27 protein-coding genes are annotated in these 25,882 nt (G+C 50.2%); 12 read left to right on the top strand and 15 right to left on the bottom strand.

Annotation, left to right across the window (positions count from 1 at the left end; translation table 11 throughout):
• Window positions 1-171: 171 nt before the first annotated feature.
• The 7 genes from BN3003_RS13180 to leuC all read right to left on the bottom strand — a co-directional run bounded on the left by BN3003_RS13180 (window position 172) and on the right by leuC (window position 7,414).
• Window positions 172-708 carry a PqiC family protein gene (locus tag BN3003_RS13180; protein WP_058357128.1) on the bottom strand — a complete coding sequence of 179 codons (537 nt, stop codon included), beginning with the start codon at window positions 706-708 and terminating at the stop codon, window positions 172-174.
• Window positions 709-2,379 (bottom strand): PqiB family protein, encoded by a 1,671-nt coding sequence (locus tag BN3003_RS13175; RefSeq protein WP_082625668.1) that lies wholly within the window; start codon window positions 2,377-2,379, stop codon window positions 709-711. It lies immediately after the preceding gene.
• A complete protein-coding gene (locus BN3003_RS13170; protein WP_082625667.1) occupies window positions 2,366-3,682 on the bottom strand; it encodes a paraquat-inducible protein A in 1,317 nt (438 codons plus the stop codon). Before BN3003_RS13170 ends, BN3003_RS13175 begins: the two co-directional genes overlap by 14 nt.
• Window positions 3,683-4,762: a 3-isopropylmalate dehydrogenase gene (leuB, locus tag BN3003_RS13165; RefSeq protein ID WP_058357127.1), complete on the bottom strand. Its 1,080-nt coding sequence runs from the start codon at window positions 4,760-4,762 to the stop codon at window positions 3,683-3,685.
• Between the two features lie 94 nt (window positions 4,763-4,856).
• Window positions 4,857-5,498 (bottom strand): 3-isopropylmalate dehydratase small subunit, encoded by a 642-nt coding sequence (gene leuD / locus BN3003_RS13160; RefSeq protein ID WP_058357126.1) that lies wholly within the window; start codon window positions 5,496-5,498, stop codon window positions 4,857-4,859.
• Between the two features lie 63 nt (window positions 5,499-5,561).
• Complete coding sequence (locus BN3003_RS13155; RefSeq protein ID WP_058357125.1) at window positions 5,562-5,702, bottom strand: entericidin A/B family lipoprotein; 141 nt, start codon at window positions 5,700-5,702, stop codon at window positions 5,562-5,564.
• A gap of 302 nt (window positions 5,703-6,004) precedes the next feature.
• Complete coding sequence (gene leuC, locus BN3003_RS13150; protein WP_058358054.1) at window positions 6,005-7,414, bottom strand: 3-isopropylmalate dehydratase large subunit; 1,410 nt, start codon at window positions 7,412-7,414, stop codon at window positions 6,005-6,007.
• Window positions 7,415-7,676: 262 nt separating this feature from the next.
• Here leuC and BN3003_RS13145 point away from each other — a divergent pair, with 262 nt between their 5' ends.
• On the top strand, window positions 7,677-8,051 hold the full coding sequence (locus BN3003_RS13145; RefSeq protein WP_082625666.1) for a SirB2 family protein: 375 nt from the start codon (window positions 7,677-7,679) through the stop codon (window positions 8,049-8,051).
• Here the strand turns inward: BN3003_RS13145 and BN3003_RS13140 are convergent.
• Both BN3003_RS13140 and BN3003_RS18895 read right to left on the bottom strand, forming a co-directional pair.
• Window positions 8,040-8,873, bottom strand: a complete 834-nt coding sequence (locus BN3003_RS13140) for a glycosyltransferase family 2 protein (protein WP_058357123.1) — start codon at window positions 8,871-8,873, stop codon at window positions 8,040-8,042. The genes BN3003_RS13145 and BN3003_RS13140 overlap by 12 nt on opposite strands.
• Window positions 8,874-8,890: 17 nt before the next feature.
• Window positions 8,891-9,067 (bottom strand): protein MIGRI, encoded by a 177-nt coding sequence (locus BN3003_RS18895; protein WP_159061453.1) that lies wholly within the window; start codon window positions 9,065-9,067, stop codon window positions 8,891-8,893.
• Between the two features lie 77 nt (window positions 9,068-9,144).
• Between BN3003_RS18895 and metX the strand changes: the two genes are divergently transcribed.
• Both metX and metW read left to right on the top strand, forming a co-directional pair.
• Window positions 9,145-10,284, top strand: a complete 1,140-nt coding sequence (gene metX, locus BN3003_RS13135; protein WP_058357122.1) for a homoserine O-succinyltransferase MetX — start codon at window positions 9,145-9,147, stop codon at window positions 10,282-10,284.
• Window positions 10,284-10,868 (top strand): methionine biosynthesis protein MetW, encoded by a 585-nt coding sequence (gene metW, locus BN3003_RS13130; RefSeq protein ID WP_058358053.1) that lies wholly within the window; start codon window positions 10,284-10,286, stop codon window positions 10,866-10,868. Before metX ends, metW begins: the two co-directional genes overlap by 1 nt.
• Window positions 10,869-10,913: 45 nt before the next feature.
• On the opposite strand, the gene BN3003_RS13125 is transcribed toward metW, so the two are convergent.
• Window positions 10,914-11,468 (bottom strand): protoglobin domain-containing protein, encoded by a 555-nt coding sequence (locus tag BN3003_RS13125; protein ID WP_058357121.1) that lies wholly within the window; start codon window positions 11,466-11,468, stop codon window positions 10,914-10,916.
• Between the two features lie 240 nt (window positions 11,469-11,708).
• On the opposite strand from BN3003_RS13125, the gene mfd reads away from it, so the two are divergent.
• The 3 genes from mfd (at window position 11,709) to BN3003_RS13110 (ending at window position 16,200) form a co-directional block, all read left to right on the top strand.
• Complete coding sequence (mfd, locus tag BN3003_RS13120) at window positions 11,709-15,050, top strand: transcription-repair coupling factor (protein WP_407701103.1); 3,342 nt, start codon at window positions 11,709-11,711, stop codon at window positions 15,048-15,050.
• Window positions 15,051-15,099: 49 nt separating this feature from the next.
• On the top strand, window positions 15,100-15,456 hold the full coding sequence (locus BN3003_RS13115) for a YfiM family lipoprotein (RefSeq protein WP_108721543.1): 357 nt from the start codon (window positions 15,100-15,102) through the stop codon (window positions 15,454-15,456).
• A 273-nt stretch (window positions 15,457-15,729) separates the two neighbouring features.
• Window positions 15,730-16,200, top strand: coding sequence for an OsmC family protein (locus BN3003_RS13110; RefSeq protein WP_058358051.1), 471 nt, complete (start codon window positions 15,730-15,732; stop codon window positions 16,198-16,200).
• A gap of 422 nt (window positions 16,201-16,622) precedes the next feature.
• On the opposite strand, the gene BN3003_RS13105 is transcribed toward BN3003_RS13110, so the two are convergent.
• From BN3003_RS13105 to BN3003_RS13095, 4 genes are all read right to left on the bottom strand, one after another.
• On the bottom strand, window positions 16,623-17,183 hold the full coding sequence (locus BN3003_RS13105; protein ID WP_058357119.1) for a DUF4822 domain-containing protein: 561 nt from the start codon (window positions 17,181-17,183) through the stop codon (window positions 16,623-16,625).
• Between the two features lie 2 nt (window positions 17,184-17,185).
• Window positions 17,186-17,392, bottom strand: coding sequence for a hypothetical protein (locus BN3003_RS13100; protein ID WP_058357118.1), 207 nt, complete (start codon window positions 17,390-17,392; stop codon window positions 17,186-17,188).
• Between the two features lie 2 nt (window positions 17,393-17,394).
• Window positions 17,395-17,568, bottom strand: a complete 174-nt coding sequence (locus tag BN3003_RS18890; RefSeq protein WP_159061451.1) for a hypothetical protein — start codon at window positions 17,566-17,568, stop codon at window positions 17,395-17,397.
• 731 nt (window positions 17,569-18,299) lie between these two features.
• The gene (locus BN3003_RS13095; protein ID WP_058357117.1) at window positions 18,300-18,605 is read right to left on the bottom strand and encodes a monooxygenase; all 306 of its coding nucleotides are present in this window, start codon (window positions 18,603-18,605) and stop codon (window positions 18,300-18,302) included.
• A gap of 80 nt (window positions 18,606-18,685) precedes the next feature.
• Here BN3003_RS13095 and BN3003_RS13090 point away from each other — a divergent pair, with 80 nt between their 5' ends.
• Complete coding sequence (locus tag BN3003_RS13090) at window positions 18,686-19,891, top strand: sugar transporter (RefSeq protein WP_058357116.1); 1,206 nt, start codon at window positions 18,686-18,688, stop codon at window positions 19,889-19,891.
• Window positions 19,892-20,382: 491 nt separating this feature from the next.
• Here the strand turns inward: BN3003_RS13090 and BN3003_RS13080 are convergent, their stop codons facing one another.
• Complete coding sequence (locus BN3003_RS13080) at window positions 20,383-20,829, bottom strand: hypothetical protein (protein WP_058357114.1); 447 nt, start codon at window positions 20,827-20,829, stop codon at window positions 20,383-20,385.
• A 158-nt stretch (window positions 20,830-20,987) separates the two neighbouring features.
• On the opposite strand from BN3003_RS13080, the gene BN3003_RS13075 reads away from it, so the two are divergent.
• From BN3003_RS13075 to BN3003_RS13055, 5 genes are all read left to right on the top strand, one after another.
• Entirely contained in the window at window positions 20,988-22,547 is a 1,560-nt protein-coding gene (locus BN3003_RS13075; protein WP_058357113.1) for an ABC transporter ATP-binding protein, read from the top strand.
• A 70-nt stretch (window positions 22,548-22,617) separates the two neighbouring features.
• Window positions 22,618-22,950 (top strand): thioredoxin TrxA, encoded by a 333-nt coding sequence (trxA, locus tag BN3003_RS13070; protein ID WP_058357112.1) that lies wholly within the window; start codon window positions 22,618-22,620, stop codon window positions 22,948-22,950.
• A gap of 106 nt (window positions 22,951-23,056) precedes the next feature.
• Window positions 23,057-23,548 (top strand): hypothetical protein, encoded by a 492-nt coding sequence (locus tag BN3003_RS13065; protein ID WP_058357111.1) that lies wholly within the window; start codon window positions 23,057-23,059, stop codon window positions 23,546-23,548.
• A gap of 248 nt (window positions 23,549-23,796) precedes the next feature.
• The gene (gene rho / locus BN3003_RS13060) at window positions 23,797-25,059 is read left to right on the top strand and encodes a transcription termination factor Rho (RefSeq protein ID WP_058357110.1); all 1,263 of its coding nucleotides are present in this window, start codon (window positions 23,797-23,799) and stop codon (window positions 25,057-25,059) included.
• 126 nt (window positions 25,060-25,185) lie between these two features.
• A complete protein-coding gene (locus BN3003_RS13055; RefSeq protein WP_058357109.1) occupies window positions 25,186-25,773 on the top strand; it encodes a DUF4256 domain-containing protein in 588 nt (195 codons plus the stop codon).
• The last annotated feature ends 109 nt before the right edge of the window (window positions 25,774-25,882 follow it).

Genomic DNA, 25,882 nt, shown 5'->3' with positions numbered 1-25,882 from the left:
TTAGATGGCAATGTGAAAGCCGCACGCAGGTGGTGTGAGGTGAGAAAGGGTGTTTTTGCTTGAATGAGGCGGTAGTGACTGCGAAACCAACATGAAAAAGCGGCCTGTAAACCCAATAACTGGGTTTACAGGCCGCTTTATAGTATGCAAACCATGATTGTAACAAGGATATTAAGGCAAAATTTCTGCCGCCACTTGCTGCAAGCCCAAGCTCAGCGATTCCACCATGGCGTTATAGCCATCACCTTGCTGTGGCGTGGTGACACTGAAATTGCGACCCGGAACGGTTTGATTGTTGTTGCGCCACGCGGTATAGCCATCGATTTGGGTAGAGCCATCGTAACGGCCTTGGAAGCTTTCGATGTACACCACCAGCTCTTGCTCGGAGGTTTTCAATTCAGCTGGCACAAAGCGCCACGCGCTGCCACGGCGATTGAGTTCGTTCGCCAATTGGTTGCGCAAGGCGATGTCCAAAGCCTGTGACCACAGGTGTTGCTTGGCAAAATGCACGGTGTGGGCATCGGTTTGGTACAGCAAAGCATTGCCTTTAAGCGGCTCAGCCAACACCACTTTCAATACCACGCTGGGTTTGTGGTTGTCGGGCAGGCGGTAGACCGCATCGGGCAAGCGGTGGTATTCGGTCGCCGGTGCACTGGCACAAGCGCTTAATACGAGTGCGGTCGCTGCCGCGCATAACAGAGCTTTCATTTAGCGGCCTTTCGGTATCGGGTCTGGTGATTTGTCATTGAAAATCAGCGCATTCGGTTTTTCGCCCAATTGGCGCAACAGCGGATCGGTTTTTTGCAAGGTGCGGTCTAGGCTTTGCAAAGTCGATTGGATGTCGCGGTAGGCGGGTGAATCGGGCGACACACCGGCCAAGGTCTGACGCAATTGCATCAGCGTTTGGTTCAATTCCTTAGGCATGTTTTGCGTGTCTTTGCTGCCCAGCAAGCCGTTCACCGATTTGATGGTGGTTTTAAGCTCGGCCAAATTGGCATTCAATTCGCCCACCGATTGCTCCAGCGGCAAATTGTTAAACTTGATCAACATGCGGTTCAATTGTTTGATGGTTGCGGTCACACCGACGGCGCGGGTAGGGATGACGCTGTAGCCGCCATACACGCTGTGTGGGCGCAGGCTAGGGTCGGGTGAAGCCTCATCGGTCAAGTCTATCGACATATTGCCGGTGACCAAATTGTTGCTGACCATGGTGGCGTACAAGCCTTTGCGGATGGCGGTATCGAATTTTTCACGCCACACTTTCGGATCGAGTGCGGTTGCGCCCATTTCGATGGCAGCCGGCTCGATACGCAGTTTGACGGGGATGTGGCTGTTTTCCAGCAAATTGACTTGATCGTTTTTCTCAAAAAACGGCGTTTGCTCAACCACACCGATGGGCAAACCTTTGTATTCGACAGTAGAGCCTGCCGTTAAACCGCGCATGGACTGGTCAAAGAAGGCCACCAAATAGAACGCACGTGGACTGGCCGGTTCCATCACATCGGCAATGCTGGAATTGAGGTGGAATTCATGGCCATTTTTCACCGCAGCACCTTTGCCCACATTTAAAGGCTGGGTAAAGGCGATGGCTCCACTTAAGATGCTGCCCACGGGCGCGGCATCGATTTGGATGCCTTGGCTGTTGGTTTGGATGTTGACGCCAGACTTGATCCAGAATTTGACATTGCTGCCGACCAACACCACATTTGGTTTGGTGATGAAAATGTCGTAACGCACTTTTTGGGTTTCAGAATCAAATTCGACCCGCTGCACTTGGCCCACTTGCAAGTCTTCGTACAAAATCGGCGCGCCCACCGGCAACATTTTGGCCTTGTCACTGACCAAGCGCAGGCGCAAACCATCGCCCAAATCGTCCAAGGGTGGATTGTCGCTGACGACAAATTCGTGTTTGGTTTCTTCGGCTGTGCCCGGTTTAAAACCGATGTAAGAGCCAGACACCAAAGTATCCAAGCCACGCACACCGCTTTGGTCTATGCGCGGCTTTACTATCCAAAACTGCGAATCCTTGCGCAGTTTGTCGGCCATATTGGCTTTGACTTTGGCCGTTAGTATCACGCCATCGGCACCATTGAGGCGCACATCCACCACTTTGCCAATCTCCACATTGAGGATTTTGATTTGGGTTTTGTTGATTTCAATACCGTCGGCATTGGGCATGTACAAGGTGATTTCGGTGCCATTGTTGCGGATGTAATTGAACAGCAAAAACAGCGCCACCACCAAGGCGACGATGGGCACCGACCACACAATCGAAAACACGCGGGTTTTCTTCACATGCGCGGCTTGGGCGGTGTCGGTGCTGCTGGCCTGAGTATCTTGACTCGGCTCGTGTTCCTGTTCTTGTTCAGGCTCGTTCATGTTGTTCTCCCGCCGCATCAGCTTGGCGTTGTTTGTCCCAAATCAGGCGGATATCCAGTGCTTCGGCGGATACCATGGTGGCAAACACCACAAAAGTAAAGTAAATCGAGGCCAAGCCAGGAGTGACTTGGGCCAGGTTGGTTCGGTATACCGCCATCAAAATGATGATGACGAATATGTCTATCATCGACCAGCGGCCGATGAATTCAACAAAATGGTACATCTTGCTGAGCGTTTTCGCATGCAGCAGCAAGCGGAATTTGGCACTGTACAGCAAGATGCCCATCATGATGATTTTGGCAATGGGGATGACCAAACTCACGGTAAAAATAATCACCGCCACCAAGCGGTCATTCTCATTCCACAAGATGAAAATACCATCAATGACATTGCTTTGCACGTCGGCAGTGAGGCTTTCGGTGCGCATCATGGTGTAGACATTGGAGGGAATAAACAAGATGCATGCCGCAAGCAAGATCGCCAACGATTGTTGGATGCTGTACGGGCGGCGGTGGTACAAACTGGCACCACAAATGTGGCAATCGTCTTGAGTTGCCGGTTGGTCATACAGACAGCGGCGGCAATTGATGACATCGTGACGGTGTTGGGTGCGGACAAAGACTTTGTGTTCTGGGTCTAGTTTGGCCAGTTGGTAAAAAATCCAGTGCGGATTGACCATTTGCCCCATGTGAATCAAGGTCACAGCATAGGCGAATATCAGCGCAAACGCAGGGCCAAAACTGACCTCGCTGATGGCGGCAATTTTGACAATGGCAACCAAGGTCGCAATAAAAAACACATCCACCATCAACCACGGCTTGATGCGTATCATGTGGCGGGTAATGGTGTTGACAAACGGCAGGTTGACTTGTTGGTATAAGGCGATGTGCACATACATGAACATCGATAAAAACAATACCGGTGTGAAAAACACCAATAACAACATCACGGTGGCCAGAAAGCCGTATTCATGGCGGCGCAAATTGTCGAACACATCAATTAAGGTCAGGTGTTCCGACACCACGCCCATCATGTCCATGCCCAAATAAAATTGTGTGCCCACCAATAACATCAAAATCCAACCCGCACTCACAAACGCCAACGGCGCCACGAACGGATTGGATTGTATTTTGACCAGCAATTCGCCGCATTGCGGACAATTGGCACGTTGTGCTTGGCCCAAGCTGGGCAAGCTCACCTGTGTGCCACAACATGGACAGGCCACGTTGTGGGCAGGCAGGTTGGCAACATTCAAATAGCGTTTAAACCGCCACCAGCGTTGCCAAACGTGCCGGTTGATCATTTAAGCGGCCTGTAAAGCTGCCACCACGGCATCGCCCATGGCAGTACAGCCTACTAAAGTACAACCTTCTTCATAGATGTCAGCTGTGCGCAAACCTTGTTTCAACACGGTTTGTACCGCTTGTTCGATTTCATCGGCAAACGCGTCTTGATTGAAGGAATAGCGCAACATCATTGCGGCCGACAAAATGGTCGCCAATGGATTGGCCTTGTCTTGGCCGGCGATATCAGGTGCAGAGCCGTGTGATGGTTCGTACATGCCTTTGCCGGTTTCATTCAAAGAAGCCGATGGCAACATGCCAATAGAGCCAGTCAACATAGAGGCTTCGTCAGACAAGATGTCACCGAAAATATTGCCGGTGACCATCACGTCGAATTGTTTTGGCGCTTTCACCAATTGCATAGCCGCATTGTCGACATACATGTGGCTCAATTCCACTTCTGGGTAGTCGGCGCTGATTTCAATCATGATTTGTTTCCACAATTCTGTGGTTTCCAACACATTGGCTTTGTCGACTGAGCACAGTTTTTTATTGCGTTTTTGCGCTGCTTGGAAGGCAATGTGACCGATGCGGCGAATTTCAGACTCGTGGTAGCGCATGGTGTTGACGCCTTCACGTGTGCCATCGGCCAATTGGCCAATGCCGCGCGGTTCGGCGAAGTAAATATCACCAGTCAATTCGCGCACGATCAAGATGTTCAAACCAGCAACTACTTCGGGTTTCAAAGTAGAAGCATTGGCCAATTCTGGGTACAAGATGGCAGGGCGCAAATTGGCAAACAAGTTCAAATCTTTGCGGATGGCGAGCAAGCCACGTTCAGGACGCAAGGCGCGTTCGATGTTGTCGTATTGTGGGCCGCCCACCGCACCCAACAATACTGCATCGGCTTTGCGGCAGATGTTTTGGGTGAATTCTGGGTAAGGTGCGCCGTATTCATCGTAAGCGGCACCACCGAGTGGGGCAAATTGGTAGTCTACGTCTAAGCCACGTTGCTTGAATACGTCTAACACGCGCACTGCTTGTGCAATGATTTCTGGGCCGATGCCGTCGCCGGGTAAAACTGCAATGGTTTGAGTCATATTGAGTATGCCTTGTTTGCTATAGAGTGTTTTACAGGACGCTTCAAGCGTCCTGTAAGTTCATACCTGCCATGTTTTGCGGTATTTTAGAGGATTAATCTTGAAAAAGCCAAGGCTGTGCGCTGCGGTGTTTGGTTTCAAACGCTTTAATTTGCTCCGCATGTGCCAAAGTCAGGCCAATTTCATCCAAACCGTTTAACAAACAGTGTTTGCGGTGTTCGGTAATGTCGAAGCTGAAACTTTGTCCGCTGGGTGTGCTCAAGGTTTGGCTGGCCAAATCTATGGTCAAAGCATAGCCTTCTTGTGCTTCCACTTCTTGGAACAATTGGTCGACCACTTCTTCGGGCAACACAATCGGCAACAAACCATTTTTGTAACAATTGTTGAAGAAGATGTCGGCAAACGACGGTGCAATCACCGCACGGAAACCGTAATCATCCAAAGCCCAAGGCGCGTGTTCGCGGCTAGAGCCACAGCCAAAGTTTTTGCGTGTGAGCAAAATATTGGCACCGGCATAACGGGCTTGGTTGAGGCTGAAATCGGGATTCAAGGGGCGGTTGCTGTTGTCCATGCCCGGTTCGCCATGGTCAAGATAACGCCATTCATCAAAGCAATTTGGGCCAAAGCCTGAACGTTTGATGGATTTCAAAAACTGTTTCGGAATGATGGCATCGGTATCGACATTGGCACGGTCCAATGGGGCAACGACGGCATTTACAGTGGTAAAGGCTTTCATAAGGTTTTCCAAATAAAAGCTGGCTGGGGAAAGCAGGCGACGCGAACGCCGCCCGAAGCAATATTACATGCTTTGCTGTACGCTAGTGGCGGTGTTGGTCACGGCTTGACCACCACGGCTGACGTCTTTTCCCACACCTTTGACGGTGTTACAACCAGCTAAAAACACAACTGCTGCACAAGCAATCAAGAGCATTTGTTTCATGACTTCATCTCCTTAACAGATGGTTACGTCTAAAAACGGATTCCGCAGCACTGTTGTGCGTATTGCGGGCACTGATGGCTTGTCCAGCACCTTTTACGGTGTCACAAGCAGCTTTTGGAACCTTAGCAACACAAGTCTTGGTGTTTGTATAAGACTTGTGCATCAGTGGTTTTCAGAGTTTAAAATACCCATTCAAAACAATTGAATAGACGTTTTGTGCTCTTGTCCGTCTATCTCATGACAGACAAGTAACGACTAGTCTGATAACCCTAAGCTGCAATGGTTCCTTGGCTGCTTAATCTTTACAAGAAACTGCGTACATCAACAAAATGGCCATTGATGGCGGCAGCGGCTGCCATGGCAGGGCTGACCAAATGGGTGCGACCACCATTGCCTTGACGGCCTTCAAAGTTACGGTTAGATGTCGAGGCACAGCGTTCGCCCGGCTCCAAACGGTCGGCATTCATGGCCAAACACATAGAGCAGCCCGGTTCGCGCCATTCAAAGCCAGCTTCAATAAAGACTTTGTCCAAGCCTTCTTGCTCGGCCTGTTCTTTCACCAAGCCAGAACCCGGTACGATGAGCACGCGTTTGACGTTGTCGGCTTTTTTGTGACCTTTGGCCACTGCCGCCGCTTCGCGCAAGTCTTCGATGCGGCTGTTGGTGCAAGAACCGATGAATACTGTGTCTACTTGGATGTCGGTTAGAGCTGTGCCGGCCTGTAAGCCCATGTATTGTAAGGCGCGTTCTATGCCTTCGCGTTTGACATGGTCTTGCTCGTCGGCAGGGTTAGGCACTTTGCCATCAACAGACAACACCATTTCAGGTGAAGTGCCCCAAGTCACTTGTGGCTGAATGTCGGCCGCGTCAAAACGGTAGATTTTATCGAATTGTGCGCCTTCATCAGACACCAAGGTTTTCCAATACGCCACCGCTTGTTCCCATTGCTCGGCTTTTGGCGCCAATGGGCGACCTTGCACATAATCAATGGTGGTTTGGTCAACCGCGACCAAGCCTGAACGGGCGCCACCTTCAATGGCCATATTGCACAAAGTCATGCGGCCTTCCATGCTCAGTGAACGGATGGCGCTGCCACCGAATTCAATCGCATAGCCAGTGCCACCAGCGGTACCGATTTGACCGATGATGTACAAAGCCACGTCTTTGGCGGTCACGCCAGCGGCCAATTCGCCATTCACCTCAATCAACATGGATTTGGATTTTTTGGCGGTAATGCATTGGGTGGCCATTGTGTGTTCAACTTCAGACGTGCCTATGCCGTGTGCCAATGCGCCGAATGCACCGTGGGTAGAGGTATGCGAGTCGCCACACACCACGGTCATGCCCGGCAAAGTCGCGCCTTGCTCAGGACCCATCACATGCACAATGCCTTGGCCTTTGTCTTTGAACGGGAAATACGCCAAAGCGCCAAATTCCTTGATGTTGGCATCCAAGGTATCGACTTGTAATTTGGAAATCGGGTCTTTAATGCCTTCATCCCAGTGGTCGGTTGGGGTATTGTGATCGGCAGTGCTGACGATGCTGTCTTTGCGCCACAATGGGCGCTCATTCAGTTTCAAGCCTTCAAATGCCTGTGGGCTGGTGACTTCATGCACCAAGTGACGGTCTATGTAAAGCAGAACTGTGCCATCGTCGGCTTCGTCAACGATGTGGCTGTTCCATAATTTATCGTATAAGGTTAAAGCGCTCATGCGGTGCATCCGGTTGGTTAACTGATTATTAGACGTTCGTGCCTGCTTATATTAGGTTGCTGTGCAACATTTGGCAAGATTTTGTCCAAAATATTTATTTACAGGCCGATATTTTGTCAATTTTATTGGACAATATGGATAATTTAGACAAATTGTATAAATATCAGCCTGTAAAATCCCATTTTCCATCTATTTGGTTTGTATCAAATGCCGCAAATTTGGCGCATTTTACAATCACTCATTTTCTGATTGCGGCAACAATATGACTTATCTCGCCCTTAAACACACACACATGACTTTGGTGCTCATCAGCGTGTTGCTGTTCAATTGGCGTTTTGGCATGCACATGGGACAAAAAGCCAGCCATTTGCCCAAATGGTCCAAAATCGCCCCGCATGTGAACGATAGCTTATTATTGTTAAGTGGTTTGGGCTTGTTGTACTGCAGTGGCTGGGTGCCGTTTGGCAATGCCATGTGGTTGGGATGGAAGTTGGTGTTGTTGCTGGTGTATGTGTTATTGGGTTACCAAACCCTGAAAAAAACACCACAGCGCAGGGCGTGGCTGTGGTGGTTGATGAGCATGGTGTGTGTGCTGGCGATGGCGAGCTTGGCACATTTCAAGCCCTTACTTGGGTAGTGGGTGTTTGGCTTCGTAATCGTGGGCAGAGGCGGTGTTTTGCTTGAGCCACAAATCCATGTATTTGACGTAGACAAATTGCGCCGATAACACGCTCAATAACAGGCCTTGTTTGCCATCGAGAAAACCGCGTTTAAGCACATACATTTTGACAAAGGTAAACGCGGCGTGGCTTAAAGCGCTGCCATAGCCGACTTTTTTGCCTTGCAGTTGTTTTTGCAGTGCCCACGCGCCCGCGTATTGGGTTTGCTTGGCCATGTAATGGGGTAAGCTGTCGAAGGTGTAATGCAGCAAATCGCCGTGTAAGTTAACCACTTTGGCGTCTTGCGGCTGCACCACCGACTCGTGCACCAAAGCATCGTTGTAAGCGGTGTAATCGCTGCGGTACACGCGCAACACGCGGTCGGGATACCAGCCGCAATGGCGGATAAACTTGCCAAACGCCCAGCTGTAGCGGTTGAATTCAAAAATCACATTGCGTTCATGCTGGTATTGCTGCAATGCGGCCTGTAACGATTGTTTTAATTCAGGGGTCACCCGTTCATCGGCATCTAACCACATTACCCATTCACATTGCACATGGGCTTGGGCGCGCTGGCGTTGGGTGCCAAACCCTTGCCAATCAATATAAGTGTGTACTTTGGCGCCGTATTTGGCGGCGATGTCCAAAGTGGCATCGGTACTGCCCGAATCCACAATAACAATTTCATCGACCCAATCGGCAACACTGGCCAAACAGGCATCGAGTTTGGCGGCCTCGTTTTTGACGATTAAGGCGGCGCTTAAGCGCACACGGGCTGAAGTTTCTGGGCTTTGGGTCATGGTATGGACTTTGTTAACTAAGTAAGCAGATGCCAAACAAGGGCGGTGGCGGCGCCAGTGAGCAATACCGCCGCTATCAAGCGCACATAGCCATGCAAGGCTAAGCGTTGGTTTCGATTGAGAAACAGGGCAATGGCGGCCATGCCCAGCAAAATCCATGCAGATAATTGCCATAATTTTGTCAGTATCTGCACCTGTTCTACCTAGTCAATCATGCTAAAACCATTATAATGACATCATTTGCGCATAAGCGCTAACTTGTGTTGAAACGATGACGAAAAATTCTGGCAGTGTTGGTTTGGTAAGGCCACAAAAAATTGCATTTGAACAGCCGTTGGCATTGCAAAATGGGCAAGTGTTGCCGCGTTTTGATTTGATGGTAGAGACGTATGGCACGCTCAATGCGGCAAAAAGCAATGCGGTGTTGATTTGCCATGCCTTGTCGGGCAACCACCATGTGGCGGGCAAACATGCCGACAGCGATAAGCACAGTGGCTGGTGGGACAATATGGTCGGCCCTGGCAAACCGATAGACACCAATGTGTTCTTCGTCATCGGCCTGAACAATTTGGGCGGTTGTCACGGCAGCAGTGGCCCATTGAGCAACAATCCGGAAACGGGCAAGGCTTATGGTGCCGACTTTCCGATGATTACGGTCAAAGACTGGGTGCAAACCCAAGCACGTTTGGCCGATTATTTTGGTATAAATGTATGGGCGGCGGTCATAGGCGGCAGCTTGGGTGGCATGCAAACCATGCAATGGGCCATAGACATGCCTGAGCGCGTGCGCCACGCCATCATCATCGCGTCGGCACCGAAGCTGTCGACTCAAAACATCGCTTTTAATGATGTGGCACGCCAAGCCATCATTACCGATCCTGATTTTTACGCCGGCCATTACCAAGAACACCAGACTTTGCCGCGCCGCGGTCTGCGCATCGCGCGCATGATGGGGCACATCACTTATTTGTCGGAAGACGGTTTGGGCAAGAAATTCGGCCGCGCCCTGCGCAACGACGATTACCAATTCAATTACGACATCGATTTTGAAGTGGAGTCGTATCTGCGCTACCAAGGCGACAAATTCGCCGAGATTTTCGATGCCAATACCTATTTATTGATGACCAAGGCCTTGGATTATTTTGATCCGGCGGTCGACTTTGATGATGATTTACAGGCCGCATTCAAACACATCAGTGCCAAGTGTTTTGTGGTGTCGTTTTCGACCGATTGGCGTTTCAGTCCTGAGCGCTCGCATGAAATCGTGCGTGCCTTGATTGCGGCGGAAAAATCGGTGCAGTATTTGGAAGTGTTGTCACAACACGGCCACGATGCGTTTTTAATGGAAGATGCTGCATACATGCGCGGCATGCATGTCTATATGGGCAAAATTGCGAAAGAGGTGGCATGATGCGCGAATTACGCGAAGACTTGCGCTTGATTTATGATTGGATTGCACCCAATTCCAAGGTATTGGATTTGGGCTGTGGCGATGGTCAATTGCTGGCGGCTTTGGTCGAAGAAAAAAACTGTATCGGTTATGGGGTGGAATTGGACACCGACAGCGTGATTGCCGCGATGGATTTGGGCGTGAACGTGATCCAATCGGATTTGGAAAGCGGCTTGCGCCAAGGCTTTACCGACAACAGTTTCGATGTGGTGGTGTTATCACAAACCATACAGGCGATGAAAAACACCGAAATCATCTTGCAGGAAATGAAGCGGGTGGCACGCCAAGCGATTGTGACCTTCCCGAATTTTGGCTATTGGCGCAACCGCCTGCAAATCGCGCAAGGGCGGATGCCGGTATCGGAATCCATGCCATATGAGTGGTATAACACCCCGAATATCCATTGGTGTACGCTGGCCGATTTTGATGCTTTGTGTCAGAAGAATGGCTTGGCAGTGCTGGAGCGCACGGTGATGTCGGGTGGCAAACGCATAGATTTTTTGCCGAATTTGCTCGGCAGCTTGGCATTTTACCGAGTGGGTTAAAACCATTAAAATTCCCCGCACTTGGCGGGGAATTTTGATTGCAGCTTATTTGCTGGCTGAGGTCATCAGACGCAAGAACAGTTTTGGCGAAATGCCGAGCAATTCCATCAATGAACGGTAGTAAGTGCGGTCGACCAAAAATTGGCAAGTGTCTATCAAGCGCAACAAGGCGGCGGTACAAAACGCATAATCGTATTGTGGGAATTTGGCCAACAATTCGGGCGTGAACAATTTGGGCATTTCGGCGCGCAAATAGGCCATGCTCGAAGCCACGAACAAAGGTGGGATTTTTTGTTTCAAATGCACTTCGCCAATGTGTTGGTGAATTTGCACAAATTGGTCATCAAACGGGCCACTGAACAACATGTTCATCCAACGCAAATGGGTTTCTTTCAAAGAATCCACACGGTCGATGACGAATGGACGCATGGCATCTGAGGCCAAAATGCGTTCATAAAATGACTCGGTTAATTGTGGTAAAAAAGGGCTGATGTGTGGGTGTAAGGCCACTAAACAAGCGGCATCGGCATCGCAAAAGCCATTGTGACTTAAAAATTCGGCCAAATCTGCATCATTGGCCGTGTTGATGTTTAAACTCATGATGTGTGCTTTCGATTACGGTAAAACAAGTGTGTGTCAGGCTTTTGACTGTCATATGCATTATTAATATATGATATGCGCAGCACCAAAACCTCTATTTTAATATATAAATGAAAATAAGTCTTATGTTACAAACGGATAATCTCAGCTATTTGATGGGCATCAAATTTTAAGGTAAACAGTATGACAGGTGGTTTATTTACAATTCCCGCAGCAGGTCAAAAGTCACTATGGACAGACATGTCTTTGGGCACTGCCCCGTGGCAATTGGCCCATCACTTACCGCGTAAGCGGCCTGTAATGGTCTTAACCGAGGATGTGGATCAGGCCTTGCGCATACAAGAAGCCTTATCGTTTTACCAGCCAGAGTTGAAAACCGCGTTTTTCCCCGATTGGGAAACCTTGGCGTATGAGCGTTTTTCACCGCACCAAGATTTGGTGTCTGAGCGTTTGGCGGTGTTGTGGCAATTGAAAAACCAGCAAATCGACATGGTGTTATTGCCAGTGGCCACGGCGATGCAAAAATTGGCGCCACTGTCTTACATCCAAGGGCGCACGTTTTGGTTGAAAGTGGGCGAGGCGCTCAACGATGAGCAGTTCAAAGCGCAATTGGTCGATGCCGGTTACAACCATGTTTCCAATGTGGTGCAAGCGGGCGAGTTTTCGGTGCGTGGTGGTTTGCTGGATGTGTTTCCTATGGGCTCTGAGTGGCCGTACCGCATTGATTTATTTGGCGATGAAATCGACAGCATCAAGACGTTTGACCCCGATAGCCAGCGCACGATGATGCCGGTGTCGGAAATTCGCTTATTGCCCGCACACGAATTTCCCACCGATGAAGCAACGCAAAACCTGTTTCGCAATCAATTTCGTGAGCATGTAGACGGCGACCCGACGCGAGCTTTGGTCTACCAAGCCGTCAGCAAAGGCCAGTTTGGCAGCGGCGTTGAGTATTATTTGCCGCTGTTTTTTGAACAACCGTTGGCAACGATTTTTGATTATTTACCGCCCGATACCTTATTGGTGTCGGTGCACGATGCCATGGCGGCGGCGCACAGCCATTGGCTGGATGTGAAGTCGCGCTTTGACATGGCCGGAGCCGACCCCAGCTACCCACCGTTACCGCCACAAGCATTGTTTTTGAGCGAAGACGAATTGGGGGCGCGCTTAAAACCGCTGGCGCACATTGTATTGCAGCCGCAAAGCCATGATTACGATTTGCCCGTGGTGGCGGTAGACCGCAGCAAAGAGCAGCCGCTACAGGCTTTGCAACACTTTCAGGCCGCATTCAAAGGCAAGATATTGCTGTGTGCTGAGAGCTTGGGTCGCCGCGAAACCATGTTGGCCTTCTTGCAACAACAGCAATTGGGCGCGCAAACCGTGGCTTCTTGGCAAGACTTTTTGCACAGTGAAGCGGTTTTGAATTTGGCCGTGGCGCCGGTGGCGCGCGGTTTTCAAGCGCCGAAGGAACAACTGGCTGTCATCAGTGAAGCCGATTTGTACCAACATGTGTTGCGTACCGGCCGCCGCCACAAACGCCGCAAACACGCCGATGTTTCCGACAGTGCTTTGCGCGATTTGGCCGAAATCAACATCGGCGACCCAGTGGTGCATGAAGAGCATGGCATAGGCCGTTACATGGGTTTGGTCAGCTTGGATTTGGGCGAGGGCGACAATGAAATGATGTTGCTCGAGTATGCTGATGGCGGCCAATTGTATGTGCCGGTGGCGCAGTTGCACTTGATTTCCCGCTATGCTGGCCATGCGGCCGACAACATTCATTTGCACAAATTGGGCAATGCCTCTTGGGGCAAGGCCAAACGCAAAGCGGCTGAAAAAGCGCGCGATACCGCCGCCGAATTATTGAATTTGTATGCGCAACGCGCGGCACTGGAAGGCTATGCGTTTAGCTTGAACGAAGCCGATTACCAACAATTTGCCGATGGCTTTGGCTATGAAGAAACAGAAGACCAAGCCAGTGCCATCGTTGCCACCATCAAAGACTTGTTGGCTGGCAAACCGATGGACAGATTGATTTGTGGCGATGTCGGCTTTGGCAAAACCGAGGTGGCGCTGCGCGCCGCTTTTGTGGCGGTAATGGGCGGCAAACAAGTGGCGATATTGGCACCGACCACGCTGTTGGTCGAGCAACACGCGCAAAATTTTGCCGACCGTTTCGCCGATTTTCCCGTCAAAGTGGCGCAATTGTCGCGTTTTAATTCCAGTAAGGAAACCAAAGCGGCATTGGCAGGTTTACAGAACGGCACGGTAGACATCGTCATCGGCACTCATAAATTGGTGCAACCCGATGTTGAGTTTAAAAATCTGGGCTTGGTGGTGATTGATGAGGAACACCGTTTTGGCGTGCGCCAAAAAGAACAATTGAAGCGTTTGCGTGCCAATGTCGACGTGCTCACCATGACCGCCACGCCGATACCGCGCACGCTGTCCATGGCTTTGGAAGGCTTGCGCGACTTTTCGTTGATTACCACCGCCCCGAGCCGCCGTTTGGCGGTGAAAACGTTTGTGAAACCGTTTTCTGAGGCGACGGTGCGCGAAGCCATTGTGCGCGAACTCAAGCGTGGCGGCCAAGTGTATTTCCTGCACAACGAGGTCGACACCATTGAAAATGTGTTTGAGCGCTTGAGCGAATTGGTGCCCGAGGCCAAAATCGCCATTGCTCACGGCCAATTGCGCGAACGTGAGCTGGAGCAGGTGATGCGTGACTTTATGCAACACCGCTACAATGTGTTGCTGTGTTCGACCATCATCGAAACCGGCATCGACATCCCCAATGCCAACACCATCATCATCAACCGCGCCGACAAATTCGGTTTGGCGCAGCTGCACCAATTGCGCGGCCGCGTTGGCCGTTCGCACCACCAAGCTTATGCGTATTTGCTCGCGCCGGAATACATCACCAAAGATGCGGAAAAACGCCTCGATGCCATTGCCGCCGCCGATGAACTCGGCTCAGGCTTTACCTTGGCAATGCAAGACTTGGAAATTCGCGGCGCCGGTGAAATATTGGGAGAAGGCCAATCGGGTGAGATTTTACAGGTCGGTTTGACCTTGTATTCGGAAATGCTCAGACAGGCAGTGCGCGATTTGAAAAAAGGCCGTGTGCCCGATTTGGATGCGCCGCTGGGTGTGACCACCGAAATCAAATTGCACAGTCCGGCTTTGTTGCCAGAAGGCTATTGTCCTGATATCCATGAGCGTTTGGTGTTGTACAAACGCTTGGCCACTTGCGAAAGTACGGCCGAAATTGACGACATCCAAGAAGAATTGATCGACCGTTTTGGCCTGCCGGAAACGCCGGTCAAAACCTTGGTTGAGTCGCACCGCCTGCGCTTGCAAGCCAAGGCCATGGGCATAGACAGCATCGATGCCACCACCGAAACCATTTCTTTGGTGATAGGCAAACACAATCAAATTGACCCTGCCAACATCATTCAGCTCATCCAGTCGGACAAAAACTTCCGCCTGCAAGGCGCGGACAAGTTGCAAGTGAAAATGGTGAACGACACTGTGGAAGAACGCATCAAGCAGGTGAAGGCGGTGTTGAAACTGTTGCAATAGTGACGGCAGTTGGGTGATGTTGATGATCCATGCTCAAAAAGGATGTGAAATGCATGAGCGCCATGCTTACAGGCCGCTATTGAAAGTGTTCACACTGCTGTGCTTGCTGTTGTGCAATGCCTGCACAACCTTCCATTATGCCGACGATGCATGGACGGGGCGGGATAAGGCCAAGCATTTTGCGGTGTCGGCGGCTTTGAGCGCGGCCGCTACTCATGCCGCTGCCAATCACAGCGACAGGCGTGGTCAGCAAGCGGCGATAGGCATAGGTGTGAGTTTGGCCTTGGGCACGAGCAAAGAATTGCGCGATGCCCGCGGTGGTGGCAGCGGCTTCAGTTGGCGCGACATGGCATATAACGTCGCCGGCGCGCTGACAGGTTATGGCCTCTACCGTGCGACGCAATGATGTGGATATCAAGATGCAGCATGCGGCCTGTAAGCGATTGGTACGGTTTTAGAATCTTACAGGCCGTTTTAAACAGACGCAGGATAGAACAGAGGGTTGGGTGAGCCGGTTTTCTGTCAGCAACAGTGTTTAAAGCCTTCAGGTATGCGTATGAATGTTTGCACAGGTAGCTAACACGTATTGCCCACATTTGATTTCGATGGCGGTCGCAGCGTGGGCCATGTGTTTCAATTATATTGGCCATTCTTTGAACAAAAAACAGAAGGGCAATCCATGTCTTTATATGCAGCACGGGTGGTGTGGCTGCGTCAGCCACAAGAGGCGTTTACCGACAATGCTTACAGCCGTTTGCATCAATGGCAATTCGATGAGGGTGTGAGTGTGCCGGCTTCGTCTTCGGTACACTCAGTGCCTTTACCGCATTCGGTCAGCGCGGCGGTAGACCCTGAGGAAGCGTTGGTGGCAGCGGTGTCTTCTTGTCATATGCTGTGGTTTTTGGGCATTTGCGCCAAAAAAGACATCGTGGTCGAATCGTATGACGACCAAGCCGAAGGAATCATGGCGAAAAACGCCGCCAATCGCGACGCCATCACGCAAATTTTCTTGCGTCCCGACATCGTGTTTGGCGGCGCCCAGCAACCGGATGCGGTCACCGTCACCAAAATCCACGCTTTGGCTCACCACTCTTGCTACATCGCCAATTCCATTTTGGCCACGGTCACGGTGGAGGCGCCACTGCGCTAACTTAGTGCAGTGTGCGAGCCAGCTGCTATTGCATGGCTTATGTGCGTATCAGCAAGGTATCCAATAAGCGGCCTGTAAATCGTTTACAGGCCGCTTATGCTTATGTCTGTCGGCACTAGTGTTTGAGACATGATTCATATCACTTCGCAGCTAATGGATAGCCATTGCTGGCCAGATGCAATCGCACTGCGCAATTCTAAGGTTCACCATCATCAACTATAAAACAACTTGTCAGTGTACACATCGTTTCGTCATCGATTGCACAGACCATAGATTTTGAGCTTATGCCCATGGGTGTTTTCCCCATAGAACTAAGCCGTTGCTATGGGCTTGATAAGTGTCTGGTGAGAATCTGCACGCGCAGTGGCGCAATACAAAAAAGCGGCCTGTGATATTTACAGGCCGCTTGCGGATGAAAAAACCTATTGTGCTTGCTGCGCGGCTTGGGCTGCTTGTGCGCGCTGCAAAGACTCTACCGTTTGATGGACGATATCAATGTATTTTTTCTTGTTTTTCGCATTTGGATAAATGCGGTAAGCATACATATCATTATTCAAACCCACGTTTTCGACTTTGCGCTCAAACAACACTTTGCCAGCAGCATCTTTGGCAATCAAAGTGCGCACTTTGCCGTCTTCAGAGAAACTCCAGTCGCCTTGCATTTTTGGCTTTTGATCTGGCGTATACATGATGAATTGGCCATTAACGCCATATTGTGCAAAACCAAAATAATTGCTCACCCGTTTGTCGGTGGCTGAGATTTGTTTTTTGTCTTGGTCCACCGCAGCAATGGTCACCCAAGTTTTGCCCAACATCAGGCTTTCGTAAGGATTGATGTGGCTGGGCAATTGCACTTGGGCTTGCGGCTGCGGCTGGGCATTGACAGGCTCAACAGGGGTTTCTTTCTTGCTGCCCATGCTGGAGCAAGCGGCCAATGTGGCGGCGGTGGTCAATACGGCAATAGAGCGTAGGTATGAATTCATAATCAGATTCCTTGCTGGTCTGGTAGGCCTTCATCACTCACAAACGGTGCACTGCTGGCTGTGGCACTGGCTGCGGGTGCGCTGGCTTGAGGTTGACTCGCGTCTGTGACGGTTTGCGAAATTGCAGCGTCAGTATTGATGGTATTGGCATAGGCTGTCAATGAGCTGATGAAAATGCCCGTCGCTAACAGTGTCAAAACAGTTTTCATGTTTATTCTCCTTGAAAGACATTGGCATCTGCTGCACTGGCGGCGCTGGCGGCGGCTTCAACTGCGGGTGGTGCGTTGGCCGCATCGGCGTCGGTGCTGCTGTTTTGGGTGTTGGCACAAGCATTTAACACCGCCAAGCTGGCAAGAGTGGCTACAACAGAGATGGTTTTCTTCATGTTTACAGTCCTTTTGTCTATGACATTTCAAAATGGTTGATGCAGTGGGCACTGCAGCAGTGCTTGCGCTAAAGCTTAGGCAACAAGGCGAAGCGCTGACAATAAAATCGCCGCGATTTTGACCTGTCTTTACGCAAAAATTGGCATATCTAACCCAAATAAGCGCCAATTCGTAAAAAAATAGCGCGATTTTGACGAAAACCCGCATTATGAAGTTTGTATGTGCTCAAGATGTGTAAAACATGGAAAAGCTGAAATTTCAAGGGTTTGAATCTGGGCTTAAAACTATAAAACACCGTTGTTGCATAGCAAAATTTAATGGTGGCTGCGTGGTGTCGCTTGGTTTGAGCTGTGGCGTGGTGTGTGGATGAGATGTTGGCATCAGCGATGGGACGGATGCGGATAAGCTGTGGGTGTTAATGATGAGACAGGTGCGGATAAGTTTGGGTATTAGTGATGGGACAGGTTCGGATAAATTGTGGGCATCGTGAGGGGATGAGGGCGGATAAGATAGGGGTGTCAGCACTTGGGCAGACATAAATAAATGCTGCGCGACAGCCGTGTAAGTTTGCACTTGATATGTTTACAGCGATGGTTTTGATGAAAAGAGGTGGCTTATCAAAATCATCATCTCCTAGATACCACACACAAGCGGCCTGTAAGCCTTACAGGCCGCTTGTTGATGTGTTGAAAAACCATTTTGGAATCAGTGTTTAGGTCACTGTTATCAATCACTTCGGTGGGGTGAAATGGTCTATCGCTGACAATTCCAAATTGGCTTGGAAGACTTTGCTGCGAATATTGCTGAGGCCGAACGATTCCAAACGCGCGGTGTGTTTGTGCAAATACGCCAAGGCGGTGGCCTCGTCGGCAAACAAATAAATGCCACCGGCGCTGTTTTCGGCGGCGTTTTCAGTCCAAATTTTCCAAATCAAACCAGGTTCTTGGGCGATGTCTTGCGCCAAGGCGCTGAAGGCGGCAGTCATTTCGGCACCAAATGGGCCGCTGCTGGGGAAATCAATTTGCAGTACAATCATGGTTTACTTTCAATTGGCGGTCAGTCAGCCCTCAGTATAAGCTGTTTGCGCGGCCGCACACCACCTCCTCAAGAATGCATATGTCTTTTTTATCCCCAAGTAAGGCGCGGCCAGAACACTCATGGTTTGCCGTCATCACCTTGTCCATCGCGGCATTTATTTTCAATACCACCGAGTTTGTGCCTGTGGGCTTGTTGCCCAATATCGCCGCCAGTTTTGACATGGATGTGGCCCATACCGGCCTGATCATGACGGTGTACGCGTGGGCGGTCACGCTGTTTTCCTTGCCTTTAACCATGCTCAGCGCCCGTTTTGAGCGTCGTGGTCTGTTGGCATTTTTGTTTGTGTTGTTTGTGGCCAGCCATGTGTTGGCGGCGTGTGCGTGGAATTTCACGACGCTGTTGATGGGGCGCTTGGGCATTGCGGCGGCACATGCGGTGTTTTGGGCGATTACCATCCCAATGGCGGTGCGTTTGGCACCTGAAGGCAAGAAAGCCAAGGCCTTGAGCCTGATTGTCACCGGTTCGTCTTTGGCCACCGTTTTGGGCGTGCCTTTGGGCACGGTCATCGGCCAACATTTGGGTTGGCGCGTGACCTTCGGTCTGATAGGTGGCATTGCGGCGCTGATTTTGGTGTTGCTATTGATGGTATTGCCACGTTTGCCGAGCACGGTATCGGGCAGTTTTAGCGTGTTACCAAAATTGCTCAAACGGCCGACGCTGGTGTATGTGTACGCGACTTTGGCTCTGATGGTGGGCGCACACTTCACGGCTTACACGTATGTGTCGCCATTCTTGCACCAAGTCGGCGGCATGTCGGATGCGTGGGTGGTGGCGGTGTTGTTTGTGGTGGGCATTGCTGGCATTTTGGGCGGCATCGTGTTTGCGCGCAATTTGGACAGCCATCCGCTGCGCTTATTGGTCATCCCGATGGGACTGTTATTGCTGTGTTTATTGGCTTTGCACATGGCCAGTTTGCATATTGCAACAATGTTGGTCTTGGCCTTGTGTTGGGGCATGGCCATCACCATACTTGGCATGGTGTTGCAAAATAAAGTCTTGGAAGTGGCGCCCGATGCGTCTGACATCGGCATCGCCATGTTCTCGGGCGTGTACAACATCGGCATCGGCGGCGGCGCCTTATTGGGTGGCCAAGTCATCTTGCATCTGGGTTTGCCATTTATCGGCTACATCGGCAGCGTGTTGGCGGTATTGGCGGTGTTGTTGTTTGGGCTGGTTGGCAATCAATTGTGGTTGAAAGCAGTGGCGGTGAATAAACAAGCTTAAGCAGGAGTTGGACTGAGCTTGGTCAATTGTTCGCCTAGGCTGGATTTGCAGCATTGGTATGTCTGAGCAGAGCAATTAGCACATAAGGCAGTTTGATAAAATCAGCTGATACACATTGCAAACTCAATGCAAACCCACATCAATAATCGATATAAGCGGCCTGTAACACAGTTTACAGGCCGCTTATGTATTGATTGCATTGTATCTAGAGATGCATGGATGTACAGCGTCAAATATATTAAATGATGAGTAGGTTGATATGGATAAAATCTGACTTTGATGGCCTTGGATACGGTGGCGTGGGTAAGGTCAGTGTCTGCGTTGCCATTTTCATCAAAGCCCTACATACATCTGGTGCAATACAAAGCCTTATTGATAGAGCGTCAACAGATAAGCAGTTTAGTACTCCACACAATAAAGATGAAGATAATGCTAAAAGCGGCCTGTAAACGATTTACAAGCCGCTTTTTGATGTGTTTCAGGCTTCACTATCAGCCATTTGGAAACAGAATTTTCTCAACCCGTTTTTGGATTTGCGGCTGAATTTTGCGCATATGGGCGTTGGATTCGCTGCGAGTTTGGTGGTGCAAGATGTAAAACGAGGCGACGCGGTTACCAAATGCCTTGCTTTGGAAATACGTGTGTGGGGCGACGTTTTGACCCAATTCTTTGTAGGCCTGGGCGACACTGAAGTCGATTTCACGGCCGGCCACATCCATGTACACGCAAAACGGGGTGGCATAGCCCACCGATTTGTAGCAATCGTTGATGGCTTGTTGCAGGCCAGGGTTGCCTTTGTTGCGGTAAACCGTGACCGCCGCTTGGCTGGCTTGGTCCATTTCGGTGCTGCTGTCTTTGATGGGGGCCGCTTGGGCGCTGCTGGCATAGGCGCAAACAGCGGCAAGGGCGGCAATACTGGCGGTGCGGACAGGGTTCATTTTTTTATTCCTACCTTAATTGACATAACGCTAATAGTTAAACGCAAATTTTGCGCGGCTTACGCATGATAAGCACTCGCTTGCGCCAAGTAAACCATTGCAACTTGTTCAAAGCCAGCGCAGCTGCTATAAAGCTTGCAACACTTAAGGGGATGTTCATGGATGCGTTGTTGTCGGTAGAGCAAGTCAATGCCTATTTTGGCGCCAAACAAGTCTTGTTTGATGTCGATTTGCAAGTGGCGGCAGGACAGAAAGTTGCCATTGTGGGCGAGTCTGGCAGCGGCAAAACCGTGTTGGCACAAGGCATCATGCGTTTGAATCCCGATGTGAGCTGGCAAGGACAGATTCAGTATGCAGGGCAAAATTTGTTGGCCATGCCTGAAAAGCAATTGGCCAAAATCCGCGGTCGCGACATCGGCATGGTGTTTCAAGAGCCGATGACGGCCTTGAATCCGGTGTTTACCGTTGGCAACCAAATTGCCGAAGTGTATACCCAGCATTTGGGCTTAACGCGTGCGCAAGCATGGCAAGCGGCGATAGACATCTTACAAGAAACCGGCATTCAAGACGCAGCCACCAAAGTCAAAGCCTATCCGTTTCAATTGTCGGGTGGGCAACGCCAACGGGCGATGATTGCCATGGCCGTGGCCGCCAGTCCCAAATTGCTGATTGCCGATGAGCCGACCACGGCCTTGGATGTGGCCGTGCAAGCGCAAATTGTGCAATTGCTGCAGCGTTTACAGGCCGAATACCACATGGCCTTGCTCTACATCAGCCACGATTTGCGTTTGGTTGAGCGTTTTGCCGATGAGGTGGTGGTGATGCAGCAAGGGCATGTGGTCGAACATGCACCTACGCAAACCTTGTTCAGCGCCGCCCAACATCCGTATACCCAAGAATTGCTCAATGCCAAACCCGAAAACATGTGCAATCCTGATGTGGATCAGGCGCACACCGTCTTGGCCATCGAAAACGTGGGAGTAGAAGTCAAGCAAGCGGCCTCGTGGTTTCAGACTAAGAAGATTCGCTTATTGGAGCCGGTGAGTTTGCGTTTGCAGCGTGGTGAAACCATGGGTATTGTTGGAGAATCGGGCAGTGGCAAAACCACGTTGGCCAAGGCTTTGATGCGCTTGCTGCCCGCTTCGGGCAAGGTCGACATCGCTGGCAAAGATTGGCTGGCCTTAAGCATGAATGAACTCACGCCTGAGCGCCACCACATGCAAATGGTGTTTCAAGACCCGTTTTCCGCCTTCAATCCGCGCATGACCATGGAACAAGCGCTGTCTGAGCCTTTGCTTATCCAGAAAATTGCCTTGAACGATAGTGAGCGCGAACAGCGTTTGCTTCAGGTATTAGACGATGTCGACTTACCGCACGACAGCTTAAAGCGTTATCCACACGAATTTTCAGGCGGTCAGCGCCAGCGTTTGGCCATTGCCCGTGCTTTGGTGGTACGGCCACAAGTGTTGATTTTGGACGAACCAACCAGCGCCTTAGACGTGCGTTTGCAAAAACATATTTTGCGTTTACTGGCCAAATTACAACAGCAATATGGTTTGAGTATGCTCATTATTAGCCACGATTTGGATGTCATCGCTTCCTTGTCACAACGCATGCTGGTGTTGCAACATGGCAAAGTGGTGGAGCAAGGTGAAGTGGCCGCCATATTTGCCGCACCTAATCACCCGTATACACAAAATCTATTGCAACACCGCTAGGCTTGAAAAATAGGGGTTATGCCTATATTCTCCCTCCTGAGCCTATAAAAACCCCTTAAAAGGAATTGTAATGAGCAGCGAATTGATTATCCATGCCACCGATGCCAACTTTGAAGCCGAAGTATTGAAAGCCGAAGGCGCTGTATTGGTAGACTTTTGGGCCCCTTGGTGTGGTCCTTGCAAAATGATTGCCCCTGTTTTGGACGACATCGCTCCTGAATACCAAGGCAAATTGAAAATTGTTAAAGTGAACGTGGACGACAACCAAGCCGTTCCTAGCGAATACGGCGTGCGCGGCATTCCTACTTTGATGATCTTCAAAAATGGTGAAAATGTCGCCACCAAAGTGGGCGCTTTGGCCAAAGGTCAATTGTTAGCCTTCATCGACGCTTCTATTGCTTAATTGCTTCAAGTTTGAGTCCTGACCCGATGTCTATTGATATCGGGTTTTTTCATGCATGCGGTCTGTAAACGGCTTAACATGGTCTTTTGCCATAGAAAGCGCACACATGTTTCTGTCTGATGTAATCCCAACCAAGAAAACACGTTTGTGGGCATTGGCCGCATTACTAGGTTTGGCAAGCAGTTTACAGGCCGCACCGGTGACGGTGGCGCAGGTTCAAGGCCATTGGCGTTTGCAGCAAGCGGGCAGGATAGACACACAAGTGACGCCTGAACAAGAACAACCATATGATTTTAACCGCTGTCGATTGCAACGCAGCTACAGCTTGCGCGCCGATGCTTATGCGATCTACCAAGATGTCGAAGGTGAAGAAGGCGCGTGTGTGTTGTTAGAGCCGCGTTTGAGTTATTGGCGGCTGGATGGTACGCACATCGTGTTTTATACCGAGCAGCAAACCTTGGAAACGGCAGAGATTTCCATCGATTCTGCCGGGCGTTTGCGTTTAGTGCACGAATTCGCCTTGGATATCGAACCCGACAAACAACAGGCTTGGGGTTGGGGCAATACACTCAAAACCTATGAAGTATTAGAGCGTTAGGCTTAAATAATAGAGGATACAAGCCAATGTGTGACAAGGCTTACCACGGCCAAGGCGCAATTGTAAAACTCGCTTGACAAGCGCTTAAAAAAACCTTTAGTATGACCCCGCCTAAAGCAGCAATATTCTCTGGGTCCCAATCTCTCTAAAATACATTCTTTATATAGATTCTCGGGTGTTTTGCACAAAACACATTCTTTGCGCAAGCTCGATGCGGAAAATAAAACTTACTCACTTAAATCGATATCATGCACGTTTCTGAATTACAACGACAACACGTTTCTGAATTACTGACTTTGGCCGAACAACACGGCATAGAGAACGCCAACCGCTTGCGCAAACAAGACTTGGTCTTTGCCATTGTGCGCGCCCTAGTGAAAAAAGGCGAAAGCTTTACTGGTAAAGGTACTTTAGAGATTTTGCCTGATGGCTTTGGCTTCTTGCGCAGCCCAGACACCTCTTATTTGGCCGGCCCTGACGACATTTATGTCAGCCCCAGCCAAATCCGCCGCTTTAATTTGCACACCGGTGACACCATCGAAGGCAGCGTGCGCACACCCAAAGACGGTGAACGCTATTTTGCCTTGGTGAAACTGGACATCATCAATGGTGACGATCCGGAAAAATGCAAACACAAAATCCTGTTTGAAAACTTAACGCCGTTATTTCCAACACGTCAATTCAAATTGGAACGTGAAGGCAAAAACAAAGAAGACAAAAACGTCACCAGCCGTGCCATTGATTTGGTGGCACCGATAGGCTTTGGCCAACGTGCGTTGTTGGTAGCGCCTCCGAAAACCGGTAAAACCGTGATGTTGCAAAACATCGCCACCGCCATCACCACCAATTACCCTGAAGTGGAATTGATTGTGTTGTTGATTGATGAGCGTCCAGAAGAAGTGACCGAAATGACCCGCTCAGTGCGCGGTGAAGTGGTGTCGTCTACGTTTGACGAACCGGCGCAGCGTCACGTACAAGTGGCCGAAATGGTCATCGAAAAAGCCAAGCGTTTGGTCGAGCATGGCAAAGATGTGGTGATTTTATTGGATTCGATTACGCGTTTGGCGCGTGCTTACAATACCGTCGTGCCAGCATCTGGCAAGATTTTGACCGGTGGTGTTGATGCCAATGCCTTACACCGTCCGAAACGCTTCTTTGGTGCCGCGCGCAATTTGGAAGAAGGCGGTTCTTTGACCATCATCGCCACCGCTTTGGTCGACACTGGCAGCCGCATGGACGATGTGATTTACGAGGAGTTCAAAGGCACGGGCAATATGGAATTGCATTTGGAACGCCGCTTGGCCGAAAAACGCGTGTTCCCAGCCATCAGCCTCAACCGCTCTGGCACACGTCGCGAAGAATTGTTGGTGCCAAACGACCAATTGCAACGCATGTGGTTATTGCGCAAATTCTTACATCCTATGGACGATGTCGAAGCGATGGAATTCTTGCAAGACAAAATCAAATCGTCGAAAAACAATGCCGATTTCTTCGATCAAATGAAACGCTAATACACAGATTAAATTAACAAGCCCGATGTTACATCGGGCTTTTTTGTGTTTACAGGCCGCATTCAGATTAAACTGATGTTTGTTTTTTTTATGCAAACACGAACCTTACAAAATCAGGAGTGGCGCATGGATGAGAGCCATCAGCAATTGAACGCCGCGCAAACCAGCGCACAACTGGCTTTATTGCACCGCCGTTTTGAAACCACGCAAACGCATTTCCCCGATGTGGCTTGGCAAGACATAGCGCTGGCTTTGCAACAACAAACCACGGCTTTGTGGTCGTTGGCACAAATGGAGGCCAGCGATGGCGAGCCGAGCGTATTTGCTTACGATGCCGACAAGGGCTTGCTGTGGTTTGGCGATGCTGCGGCTGAAAGCCCCAAGGTGCGGCGCAGTCTGTGTTACGACGAGGCCGCTTTGCATGCGCGCAAACAACACCCGCCACAAGGCAGCGCTATGGAACAGGCCGCGGCGATGGGCGTGAGTTTGATGAACAGCGAACAATACCAAGTCTTGCAACAACTATGGCCGTGTGATTTGAAAACCTCATCGTGGCTGGCCACACCTGATGCGATTCGCCGTTTGGGCGGGGCGCTGTTTGGAAACCGGCGTTACGACACGGTGTTTGTCTACCACAATGGCGCCGACTCGTATTACGCCGCGCGTGGCTTTCGCTGCGTGCTTAGCCTGAAAATTGATTTAATTTCTTATTGATTTACGTATTAAGTTAACTATTGATATACAAATTACTCACACAGTGAAGTGTGTGTAATGTAAATTGTGGGCATAATTTTTTGGATGTTCTTTTATTTGAAATGATAGG

This window comes from Vitreoscilla massiliensis, assembly GCF_001457815.1.
Taxonomy (GTDB): domain Bacteria; phylum Pseudomonadota; class Gammaproteobacteria; order Burkholderiales; family Neisseriaceae; genus Vitreoscilla; species Vitreoscilla massiliensis.
The sequence above is the reverse complement of the archived record's forward strand: the minus strand, read 5'-3'. Positions and strand labels throughout refer to the sequence as shown.

Excerpts from the sequence above, each read along its gene's own strand:
- BN3003_RS13180 (WP_058357128.1), bottom strand. The coding sequence starts at position 708 with ATGAAAGCTCTGTTATGCGCGGCAGCGACCGCACTCGTATTAAGCGCT.
- BN3003_RS13175 (WP_082625668.1), bottom strand. The coding sequence starts at position 2,379 with ATGAACGAGCCTGAACAAGAACAGGAACACGAGCCGAGTCAAGATACT.
- BN3003_RS13170 (WP_082625667.1), bottom strand. The coding sequence starts at position 3,682 with ATGATCAACCGGCACGTTTGGCAACGCTGGTGGCGGTTTAAACGCTAT.
- leuB (WP_058357127.1), bottom strand. The coding sequence starts at position 4,762 with ATGACTCAAACCATTGCAGTTTTACCCGGCGACGGCATCGGCCCAGAA.
- leuD (WP_058357126.1), bottom strand. The coding sequence starts at position 5,498 with ATGAAAGCCTTTACCACTGTAAATGCCGTCGTTGCCCCATTGGACCGT.
- BN3003_RS13155 (WP_058357125.1), bottom strand. The coding sequence starts at position 5,702 with ATGAAACAAATGCTCTTGATTGCTTGTGCAGCAGTTGTGTTTTTAGCT.
- leuC (WP_058358054.1), bottom strand. The coding sequence starts at position 7,414 with ATGAGCGCTTTAACCTTATACGATAAATTATGGAACAGCCACATCGTT.
- BN3003_RS13145 (WP_082625666.1), top strand. The coding sequence starts at position 7,677 with ATGACTTATCTCGCCCTTAAACACACACACATGACTTTGGTGCTCATC.
- BN3003_RS13140 (WP_058357123.1), bottom strand. The coding sequence starts at position 8,873 with ATGACCCAAAGCCCAGAAACTTCAGCCCGTGTGCGCTTAAGCGCCGCC.
- metX (WP_058357122.1), top strand. The coding sequence starts at position 9,145 with ATGACGAAAAATTCTGGCAGTGTTGGTTTGGTAAGGCCACAAAAAATT.
- metW (WP_058358053.1), top strand. The coding sequence starts at position 10,284 with ATGCGCGAATTACGCGAAGACTTGCGCTTGATTTATGATTGGATTGCA.
- BN3003_RS13125 (WP_058357121.1), bottom strand. The coding sequence starts at position 11,468 with ATGAGTTTAAACATCAACACGGCCAATGATGCAGATTTGGCCGAATTT.
- mfd (WP_407701103.1), top strand. The coding sequence starts at position 11,709 with ATGTCTTTGGGCACTGCCCCGTGGCAATTGGCCCATCACTTACCGCGT.
- BN3003_RS13115 (WP_108721543.1), top strand. The coding sequence starts at position 15,100 with ATGCATGAGCGCCATGCTTACAGGCCGCTATTGAAAGTGTTCACACTG.
- BN3003_RS13110 (WP_058358051.1), top strand. The coding sequence starts at position 15,730 with ATGTCTTTATATGCAGCACGGGTGGTGTGGCTGCGTCAGCCACAAGAG.
- BN3003_RS13105 (WP_058357119.1), bottom strand. The coding sequence starts at position 17,183 with ATGAATTCATACCTACGCTCTATTGCCGTATTGACCACCGCCGCCACA.
- BN3003_RS13100 (WP_058357118.1), bottom strand. The coding sequence starts at position 17,392 with ATGAAAACTGTTTTGACACTGTTAGCGACGGGCATTTTCATCAGCTCA.
- BN3003_RS18890 (WP_159061451.1), bottom strand. The coding sequence starts at position 17,568 with ATGAAGAAAACCATCTCTGTTGTAGCCACTCTTGCCAGCTTGGCGGTG.
- BN3003_RS13095 (WP_058357117.1), bottom strand. The coding sequence starts at position 18,605 with ATGATTGTACTGCAAATTGATTTCCCCAGCAGCGGCCCATTTGGTGCC.
- BN3003_RS13090 (WP_058357116.1), top strand. The coding sequence starts at position 18,686 with ATGTCTTTTTTATCCCCAAGTAAGGCGCGGCCAGAACACTCATGGTTT.
- BN3003_RS13080 (WP_058357114.1), bottom strand. The coding sequence starts at position 20,829 with ATGAACCCTGTCCGCACCGCCAGTATTGCCGCCCTTGCCGCTGTTTGC.
- BN3003_RS13075 (WP_058357113.1), top strand. The coding sequence starts at position 20,988 with ATGGATGCGTTGTTGTCGGTAGAGCAAGTCAATGCCTATTTTGGCGCC.
- trxA (WP_058357112.1), top strand. The coding sequence starts at position 22,618 with ATGAGCAGCGAATTGATTATCCATGCCACCGATGCCAACTTTGAAGCC.
- BN3003_RS13065 (WP_058357111.1), top strand. The coding sequence starts at position 23,057 with ATGTTTCTGTCTGATGTAATCCCAACCAAGAAAACACGTTTGTGGGCA.
- rho (WP_058357110.1), top strand. The coding sequence starts at position 23,797 with ATGCACGTTTCTGAATTACAACGACAACACGTTTCTGAATTACTGACT.
- BN3003_RS13055 (WP_058357109.1), top strand. The coding sequence starts at position 25,186 with ATGGATGAGAGCCATCAGCAATTGAACGCCGCGCAAACCAGCGCACAA.